Below are 9,113 nucleotides of genomic sequence, written 5' to 3'. Positions count from 1 at the left end.
CAGCGCGGCCACCACCCGCAACCGCACCACCTCCTGCGCAGCGGGCGACAACCGCCGCGCGTCCTGATCACTCACACAACCATCAACGAGCAAGGAAACCAAGAGTTTCAGTTCAATAACTACTCAGCACACAACGACGAGGGCCGACCACTCTAAACGCCAGTTTTCACGAGATCGTTGGTCACGAGCCTGCCCCATGCTGCGGGACGTGTGGTCGGCTGGCAGCAGGTAACCTGTCTGGCGCAAGATCAGCGCCGGACGCGACGCGTCTGACCGGCCAATGCCACGGGGCATATCTATGCTGACACCTTGTCCCAGCCTCCGTTCGAGGCTGGTAAAAGTAGAGAGGTCCTGTGTGTTGAATGATGATTGAACAATATCCGACCGTTGTTGTCGTCTATGATCTCGGGTCCGGGCGCGCGGAGATGGTTGCCGTATTCCGGTTGACCCAGCATGAAGGTGTCGTTCTCGATGTCGCGGATCCGCAGGGTTGCCTTCTCGCTCGGGCGTGGTTCGACGATGGTATCGAAATCCTTGGTGAGGCTCGCCGTGTACTGCCGCGAGACGGGGCGGAGTTTATGAAGGCGCTGCTTCAGCCGTTCCGAATGAGCTACTACCGCTTTGTCGACGAAAGCCCTCACCACGGGCATCGACCATGACCGCCGAGTCCTTGGTCACCGTTCGATGGGACCCTGGATTGGCTTCCCTGGTCTTTGGTGGCCGTTGCGGTGAGTAATGGCATCACCCGGCTTCTGCGCCAGATGGCCGATGGTTTGGGTGTTTGGATTCCCAGAGGAGGGGAGGCTGCCGCACGCCCTCTCAAGGGGGCGAACGGACTGCTCGTGGAATCGGTCGAGCGGTTCACGGAAGTCGACTCCCGAGGTCTGTCGCCGACATCGATGGTGGCCGAAGCTCGGCAGGTGTCATCGGCTGGTGTTCAGCAGGTCCGATACGTGGCCAGTGCTCGCGAGCAAACCATGCAGGCCCGGCGTCTGCTGAAGCCCAGCCGTCGCGGCGGAGCCGAACCGCGGATAAAAGAGGAACATTCGAATGATGTGTACCTCCTGCGTTCCACTGACGGTGACCTGAACATCTACAAGCCGATCTCCGGCGAGAATCTTGACCTCACCGTCACCTCCGCTGGTAGTGTCGGAATACCCAAGAGGCCGGGCGAGTATGCGAAGAGGGAGGTTGCTGCTTTCCGTGTCGACGAGGCGCTCGGGTTCGGCCTCGTGCCACCTACCGCTATGGTCAGAGGGCCCAAGGGCTGGGGATCGGTGCAACAATTCGTACCGTCGACGGGTGCGCGTAACCCCACGGAGTATCCGAAGCTGCAACAACAGCGGATGGCGGCATTCGACTACATCATCGGCAACACCGACCGCCACCCTTATGGCAACTTCCGAACCGACTTGAACGGAAATATCGTCGCGATCGACCACGGATTAGCTTTTCCTGAAACGCCCGAATTCTTCGCCAGTTCATTGGATCCATTCGGCAGCCGATATCAAGGGATACCGTTCGACAGCGAGGTATTGGATGCCGTTCGCGCTGTCGATCCGGCTCACGTGCGCGTCGCCTTGAACGACCTGAAGCTGCGCCCATCTGCCGTCGACCGGGTCATCGACCGACTCACCGAGGTGCAGCAACACGGCAGAATCCCTCCAGGTGGGTTCCCCAAAAGTTTTTCTTAATGAGCATCCGTCGGTTCCAGCGAGAGTGATGTAATGCATGCCGCCATGCCGTCTTTTAACGGCACCCCTGACTTGCCCGATTGCGGATGCATCGGCGAAGTGAGGACGCTGTCGAGAGCTGGGCGGAAGACTGTGCTCACACGCCGCTCCATGCCCGACTCCCCACTGTCGCGGATTGGTTCCGGAATCAGCATACTTCGTGCACCTACAGATCATGCGCGAGGGATCATCCCTGCCGATCTCACGGTCTCGTGTCGAATCACCGCCCCTTCTATTGCGCTCTCGCTCACCAGACCGTTGAGCGCGGCATGAATTCTGTCCGGCTCAACAGCATCAACGGCACGCATCACCGTTTCATCGATTTGTTCCCCGCGATGAGTTATGATGAAATCCGAGTCGAAGTGATGAGCTGGCGGGTGCGGCGCCTCGGGAAAAGCAAGCCCGTGGTCATAGGAAATCAAATTGCCGTCCAGGTCGGGTCCGTAATTTTCCGGGCCGCCATCGATATGGCCTATAGTATGATGGAGAATCGCTGCCTGCTGTCGTTGCACAGTATCGTATTGGTTCCATTTCTTCGCTTTTCCTAATTGGATGTACGATTGTAGCGATCCCGGTCCATGTGGGCCATTGGCTATAATGGTCGGCGGTACGCGCCCGAAGCCGTATAGTTGGTCTATGCGAAATGCTGCAACTTCCCTCTTTGCCAGTTCGCCTGGTATAGGAGGGATCCAGTCGACGCCGTCGAAATTCTCTCCGGAGGCCGGCTTGTAGATGTACAAGCCGTTGTTGCCGGTGTCGCGTACGACGAAGGTTCGGTTGACGCCACGCCCGAGGGTCTTTGTCAATTCATCATCCACGGTCAAGTGCATCGCTCGCACCTGCTGCCATGGCGATTGCGCTGCGTTGTCAACGACGAAAGGCTCACCCGCACCAGGAAAGCTAGATCCAGCGTCATGGTCTATATCGACCTGCCGTTCGACGCCGCCTTTCAGTACGGTAGTTGATTCACGTAACGGCCTCTCCTTGATTCGGGCTACATAATAGATGGAATCATCTAGTCCTGATTTAATGTGCTGTAAAAACTCACGCAGTTTGTTATCAAAGTATTTCATTGTGCCTTGTACGCACCTTGCTCGTGTTCATGGTCTGAATCTTTCGATCGCAGACCATGCTGACCACCGACGCCCATATAGCGATCTAACTCCGCCGCAACATCATGACGCGTAGCTCACTCTATCAATCGAGTGCACGTCGGGTGACCTGCTCGGCGGTAGCCAGCGCCGCGTCCCGGGACGCGGTGAAGGTTTTGACCGCGACGTCCCTGGCGCGGCCGCCTTGCGCGAGCAGTTCCCCGAGGGCGGGCCGGGTGGTGCGGACGGTGTCCAGCGCCCGGTCCAGGCCGCGAGCGGACCAGTCGACGGGCGGTTGAACGGTCTCACCGCGGTCCCGGTTGCTGCTTTCAGCAGGGTGGGGCGCAGCGTGGCGGGTCCGCCGAGGGCGTCTTCGGCAAGGACAGTGGTCAGCCAGTCCACGGTCTTGGTGTGGGCGGTGATCAATCGGTCCGCCAACCCGACGACCTTGCGTTGCCCGGCGGTGGTGGCGAGGGCTTTGATGTAGCGGGCCCGGTCGAGCGGTTGGTGTTCGAGGGTGAGATCATCGAGCAGGGCCTCCTCGAACGGCTGCGCTTGGTCGGCCAGCGCTTTGACCGCGGCGACCGTGCGGGCCGAGGAACGGGCCGGTCACCTCCGAGACACCCCCTGGCCCCAATATTGGTCGGCGGAGGTGCAAGTTATTCCGCACCGGTGTATTCGCTTGTATGCTCTCGGTTGTGGGTTATCACTTTCGGGACGACGTGGCAGACACTCAGTACCTTCACGACGTCACGAAAGCCGAGGTAATGCAGGCACTCGGATATCCGCGGCGGTGGCCGCAGCGGATCGAGTCGAAGGTCGACGCGCGAGTGCTCCAGATCTTCAGCCGCACGGTTGAAGGTCGCGCCCTCGCCGTGGTGGTAATCCAAGTAGATCACTGGGACTGGCTGATCTACGCAGCTCGCCCCCTTGAGGTGGACGAGACCGCTGAATACACCGTGTGGGAGGCACAGCAATGAACATCGAACACCGCATCGAAGAACTGAGCGCTCAGGCCGCCGACGCCGATCTGATGGCCGATTTTCTGGCGGGGCGGCTGGTTCGCAGCAGCGAACCAGCCGATGTGTCCGAACTGCCGGTGCCGGATGCCGCAGAGATGGAGTCAGCAGGGCTGGTGCCGACAACGGTCCGTTTCTCGAAAGCGCAGAAGGATAAACTCGCCGAGCTGGCGAAGGAACGCGGCACCGATGTGTCCAGCCTGCTGCGGGAATGGGTCGATCACCAGATCGAGGCAACCGAGCATCCAGAGCGAAAGATGATCACTGTCGACGAGGCGATCCAGGCGTTGCGGAACCTTCCGCACTCCGCCTGACCTCCACCATGAGCGGTCCGGAACCTGTTGACCGGCACGGCCGGAATACGGGAGATAGATAGGCGTCGCGCCCCGGACTTCGGAACACAACAGCTACAGGGGTGGCTTGAGCCGCCCCTGGCGGACCTCAAGGCATATAGACCGGATAGCGCGGATACGCCGAGGCGTGTCGACTGAGTAAACTTCCTTATTGCGTGGGTAGCGGCCGAGTGATCGACCGCTGGATGCCGGAGAGGGATTCACGCATCCGGATGTCGACGGGATTCTTCTCCCACGGCGGTCATCGTAGCGATGCGTGTAGCGCCGATCACCGGCACCTACATCAAGCGGCCGTGCACTTCCCGGCGTGTCGATCACACGAGCCTCTTCATTTGGGTCGTTGCCCGCTCATTGCGACCACCACCAGGTTCACACTCCCGCCGACGGGCCATCACCACCACACCGGCGATCGGCCACTTGCATGCCGTGGGTCGGGAAGGTGACCGCGATCAGCGGTATCACGTTTTGCTGTGGGATGCCGAGAGCAACACTCTCATCACCAACCCCGACGGCCGACTCGACATCGCTTCCTACCGCCACGGATTCGTCCGCTTGAAAGATGCCGGATCCCGGGTCCCGCCGCGACGGCCCCGGCCCGCTGCCACTGATCGGCTTGTCACGGGGGGTTCGGCAGCGACAAGACCATGACCGCCCAGGTTCTCGAACGATGCATGGGAGTCGTATTCGCCTCTCACGGTGCAGTTCCCATCATAGAGAACACCTCTCGGTCCTGGTGACGGGGTTACCCTGGGCTCGGACGGGACGCAGCCGGTTATCTGGAAATCCAGGGGCAAGAAGATGCTCAGTTTTGGAAGAAAGAATCGCTGGTGTCGTCGCAGTGCTGACACGGCTCGATCGCACGACTCCGGTGGTGGTCGTCGACGAGATCAGCTGGCGGGTGGAGGAGCTGAAGAACGAGGTGCGCCAGTGTCACAGCGGACCCGCAGCGCCGCAGGCTGCTGAACCAGGCTCGCCAGACCAGCGGGCTCGTCGCCGCTGCACGTGAGCAGAGCGTGCCGAACGAGCCCTCGCCTTCGCCACGGCCGCGCTCGCTGTACGCCCGCCGAGCACCCGAGCACCCGAGCATCAGCTCGCAGCCGCAACACCGACCCCGGCCAGGAGCTCAGCGCCGACCCCGGCGAGACGGATCCATACGCGGCCGCAACGCTTCGTGACACCCTCGATCGCATCCAACTTGGCCGTGACCGACAAGCGCATGCTGATGACCAGCCGGAGGCGCCCGCCTGTGTCTGCAGCGCTTCGAATTTCGCCTCCGGCGCCTGGATCTCCTGGTCGACGGCGTTCCGAACCGGACGCCCCACGGCATTCGCTGCTTGTCGTAGCTCACGCGCCCAGTCGCGGACAACGCGATCCGGCGCGTTCCAGCCGTCATGAGCGCCGTGGGCCCAACGGGCAGCGGTGGACACGACATCGGCCGGTAGTCCAGTCGGCATCGACCCGAGCGCGGCATTCGCGCGCGCCGCCCCAACCATTACGCGCGTTCTCGGCCTGGTGGGCGACGGCGGCGCGGTTTGGACCCAACTCCGCCCTGCGGCGGCAGACAGAGTTCCTGTTGTTCTTCGCCGTCTATGGACGTGCGCTGTAAGCCCTTGAGCAGTTCGCGCAGACTCTACGCCAGCGACTGCGGCCAATGTGACCACTCCTTCGTCGGTGCCGTCAGGCCGACTATGGTCTCGGTGTTCCCGGTGCGGCTGTGCTGCATCGCCGAAGCCGAGATCCGCCATCACGATCGCGACCTCCGCCTGCGCTGCCTGGGCCAGCGTGTCAGTGGCATCACCTGTCACGGCTGTGTCTTCGTCACCGCCCGCAGCCATGCGCCTGTGGCGGAGTCTCGTTGGGTGGGTCAGTGCTTGCGTGGGTCGGGGAAGCCGAGTTCGGTGTATCCGGGTGCTCGGTCGTGAAGTGTTTTGGCGATGACGGGTGTGAGGGCGTCGTGGTAGTCGTGCACGGTGGCTGTGGTCTTGCCGGGGTGGGCACGGGTGATGCGGCCGACGTACTGGATCAAGCGGCCTTTGAACTTGACGGGGGCGGCGAGGAACAGCGTGTCCAGGGCGGGGCAGTCGAACCCTTCTCCGATGTAGGGGCCGGTGCCGACGATCAACAGGGGCGATCCGCTCGCGAGGTGGGCGGTGATGGTGTCCGCGGTCGATCGGCGCTCGCGGGCGGCCATTCCACCGCGCAGGACGAGGACCTCGCCGCATCCGACGTTGGTGAGCCTGTCGGCGATCGCGATGAGGTGGATGACCCAGGTGGTCAGCACGAGGATGTTCGCGCCGCCGCGGTGGGCTGCGGTGACGTCGGCGACGATCTGCTCGAGCCGGTCTTCGTCGGCGGCCAAGGCTCGGTAAATCTTCGCCATCCCGCCGGGCTGGGTAGGGTCTGCGTCGCCGTTGTAGGCGAAGCGGGTGGGATGGACGTGCAGGACCGGGTGCGGGGTTGGTGCGGCGTCGTTGGACGGCAGCTGGCCTGCTTTAATGGGTTCGATGGTGTGGGTGTGGGAGCCGAGCTGGTGGTAGATGAGGTCGTCGAGCCGGTCGCGGCGGTACGGTGTGGCGGTCAGGCCGAGCCAGTACTTGGCCGAGATCTTGTTGAGGACGTCGGTGAACGCCCCCGCGGCTACGTGGTGGCACTCGTCGACCACGATGAACCCGTAGCCGCTTGTCAGTTCCTCGATACCCGCTTTGCGGGCGAGCGTGGGCAACAAGGCGACGTCGATGACGCCGGTGGTCTTGGATCGGCCGCCGCCGATCTGCCCGCACTTCACGCCGAGGTGCTCGCCGACTCGGGCCCGCCATTGGTCGGCGAGTGCTTTGCGGTCGACGATGATCAGGGTGGCGGTGGCGCGCGTCGCGATGGCTGCGCAGGCGATGACGGTTTTGCCGGTCCCGGGCGGCGCCACGATGAGCGTGGTGTCCGCGTTGTCGATGGCGTGCAGGGCTTGTTGTTGCTCGGGGCGTAGTTCGGTCGAGCAGGTGAAGGTCTGGGGTCTGCCGTCGACGCGGGTGTCGTCGATGCGCAGGGCGCTGCCGGCGGATTCGATCAGTGTGGTAAGCAGCGGCAGCAGGCCGCGGGGCAGGATCAGGTCACCGTCGGGTGTTTCGTCGTAGCTGCGCAGGAATCGCGGTGTGTCCCAGGTGCTTCGGCGGGCGCGCTGGCGGGTGAAGAACTCGGGGTTGGGGATGGAGGCGGCGTGTTTGACCGCGGAGATCATCGCCGGACCCAAATCGGTGGCCGTCACCTGGATGCGGGCACCGAACGACGCGCGAACAAACGCTGCTGGTCTGGGCACGATCTTCGATGAGGTCGGCAACTGCAGGCGACGCACGTCGTGGCCGACCTTGGGTTGGGGCAGAGAATTCGCGAGCGAGCCGACCTGTTTGAGGGACAGTCGTGGGATGCTGCACAGGTACGCCCATTGGTCTTCGAACGGCTCCAGAGTCGCGGGGTCCAGGAAGACGGTGGTGCCGTGTTGGCGGCGGGCTCCGGCCAAAGGGGCGGCGATGAGGTTACCGATCCCACGGCCGGTGTGGGTGTCTTGCGACGGGAACAACCGGTCATAGCTGGACAGGCTCATTCGACCGCGCAGCCCGATCGCTTCGGCGAGCAAGCCGGTGGCGATGCGCCGAGCGGAGACCGCGGGTGTGGCTTGGGCGAAGAAGATCCACACGTGCGCTCCCCGGCCGGACTGCGACACTTCGAGCGCGGCCGGAATATCGGTAGCGCGGGCGGCTTTGAGGTACGCCAACGCATCCAGCATGGCGGTGTCCTTGTCGAAGTCCGCGGCCACCCACCAACAGGTGTCGTCGTCGGCCAGCGGATACAAGCCGATGTGGTGCTTACCGCGCAGATGCCGGTCCACGACGTCCTCGGTCAACGGCAGATAGGACACTTCCGAGGCGGACATGCCCTTACGCCAACGACCCCGGATCGCCGGAGCCCAGCCTGAGCGGCCATCGTGAGGGTTCTCCCACCGCACAGCATACGTATCCAAGCGGCAGCCGAACAGATCCAGATAGAACCTGACCTTCGCCTCCGGCGTCGCCCGCATATCGACCAGCGTCCGGGCGGCCGCGGTCTGGTACGGGGAGGCCGCGCGTGCCTGTTCTTCGGTGAGCCGCAACAGATTCCGCAACCGGGTGTTCTCCGCGCGCAGCGACTCGAGTTCGCCAGGAAAACCGTTCACAGGAACACAGTGTGCACCGCCACACAGCCGAGATGAATCCGATCCCCTCGCCCTCGAACCGGACACAGCGACAAACACCTACCGACCCGAGCCAGTTGCGCGGCCCGACCAGCGATTTTCGGGTGACTTCGAGAAGACCGCGCTTTGATCTCGGAATGGCCGGCTGACGGGTTCGACGCGTTTTCGCCACATCATCCGCGTGCGCCGCTACTGATGGGCTTGGCGTCCGGCCGGGATGGCCTGCGGGGGCAACACGAACGTGCCTGTCAGGTCCTTGCCGTCCGGGCCGGGTATCCCCTCTTCATAGAGTAAGTCGGTCCAGATCGCGCTGAAGGCAAACCGGATCAAGAAGACGCCGCACTCACCAGTGAGCGGCCACGCGGCTGCCGGAAGGATCCTTCGTCAGTTCAGGTCGAGACCGCCTCGCACTTGATTCATCGAATCGCTGCACATTTGCGAACGAGCCAATTTTCAATTGGATGACCTTGAACCATTGACAGGAGCACCGACACGCATTGTCCCGGATCTAAATGGTTGAAGCGTAAACGGTGTGTGGGGCATGGAAGTAGCCGCGGACATGGCCGGGGAGTTTCTGGATGCGTCGGAAGAACGACAGCACCGCCAGGTGCATCTGGTCGCGATCGAGGATGATCTGGTCGGCCAGGGTGCGTTCGAGGTCTGCGTTGACCAGTTCGTCGGGGTTGAGGTGGGGT

Annotated in this window: 6 protein-coding genes and 2 pseudogenes; 4 read left to right on the top strand and 4 right to left on the bottom strand. The window is 62.8% G+C overall.

All coding sequences use genetic code 11. The features are described from left to right. Positions 1 to 362 precede the first annotated feature (362 nt). Together ACWEO7_RS36980 and ACWEO7_RS36975 are read left to right on the top strand one after the other, a co-directional pair. Complete coding sequence (locus ACWEO7_RS36980; RefSeq protein WP_452430214.1) at positions 363 to 659, top strand: hypothetical protein; 297 nt, start codon at positions 363 to 365, stop codon at positions 657 to 659. Between the two features lie 69 nt (positions 660 to 728). Then, positions 729 to 1,694 (top strand): hypothetical protein, encoded by a 966-nt coding sequence (locus ACWEO7_RS36975; protein ID WP_452430213.1) that lies wholly within the window; start codon positions 729 to 731, stop codon positions 1,692 to 1,694. A gap of 212 nt (positions 1,695 to 1,906) precedes the next feature. Here ACWEO7_RS36975 and ACWEO7_RS36970 read toward each other — a convergent pair whose 3' ends face one another. Together ACWEO7_RS36970 and ACWEO7_RS36965 are read right to left on the bottom strand one after the other, a co-directional pair. Next, positions 1,907 to 2,806: a hypothetical protein gene (locus ACWEO7_RS36970; RefSeq protein ID WP_452430211.1), complete on the bottom strand. Its 900-nt coding sequence runs from the start codon at positions 2,804 to 2,806 to the stop codon at positions 1,907 to 1,909. A 136-nt stretch (positions 2,807 to 2,942) separates the two neighbouring features. Next, positions 2,943 to 3,452: pseudogene (locus tag ACWEO7_RS36965) on the bottom strand (ferritin-like domain-containing protein); the annotation flags it as partial. Between the two features lie 70 nt (positions 3,453 to 3,522). On the opposite strand from ACWEO7_RS36965, the gene ACWEO7_RS36960 reads away from it, so the two are divergent. Both ACWEO7_RS36960 and ACWEO7_RS36955 read left to right on the top strand, forming a co-directional pair. Next, on the top strand, positions 3,523 to 3,804 hold the full coding sequence (locus tag ACWEO7_RS36960; RefSeq protein WP_452430209.1) for a hypothetical protein: 282 nt from the start codon (positions 3,523 to 3,525) through the stop codon (positions 3,802 to 3,804). Beyond that, positions 3,801 to 4,157, top strand: coding sequence for a regulator (locus tag ACWEO7_RS36955; RefSeq protein ID WP_452430208.1), 357 nt, complete (start codon positions 3,801 to 3,803; stop codon positions 4,155 to 4,157). The genes ACWEO7_RS36960 and ACWEO7_RS36955 overlap by 4 nt, the downstream gene beginning before the upstream one ends. Positions 4,158 to 6,060: 1,903 nt before the next feature. Here the strand turns inward: ACWEO7_RS36955 and ACWEO7_RS36950 are convergent. Then, complete coding sequence (locus ACWEO7_RS36950) at positions 6,061 to 8,400, bottom strand: TOTE conflict system archaeo-eukaryotic primase domain-containing protein (protein ID WP_452430206.1); 2,340 nt, start codon at positions 8,398 to 8,400, stop codon at positions 6,061 to 6,063. A 526-nt stretch (positions 8,401 to 8,926) separates the two neighbouring features. Beyond that, a pseudogene (locus ACWEO7_RS36945) lies at positions 8,927 to 9,113 on the bottom strand (IS630 family transposase); the annotation flags it as partial.

Source organism: Nocardia sp. NPDC004260 (genome assembly GCF_053603155.1).
This window is presented reverse-complemented; position numbering and strand designations above follow the sequence as displayed.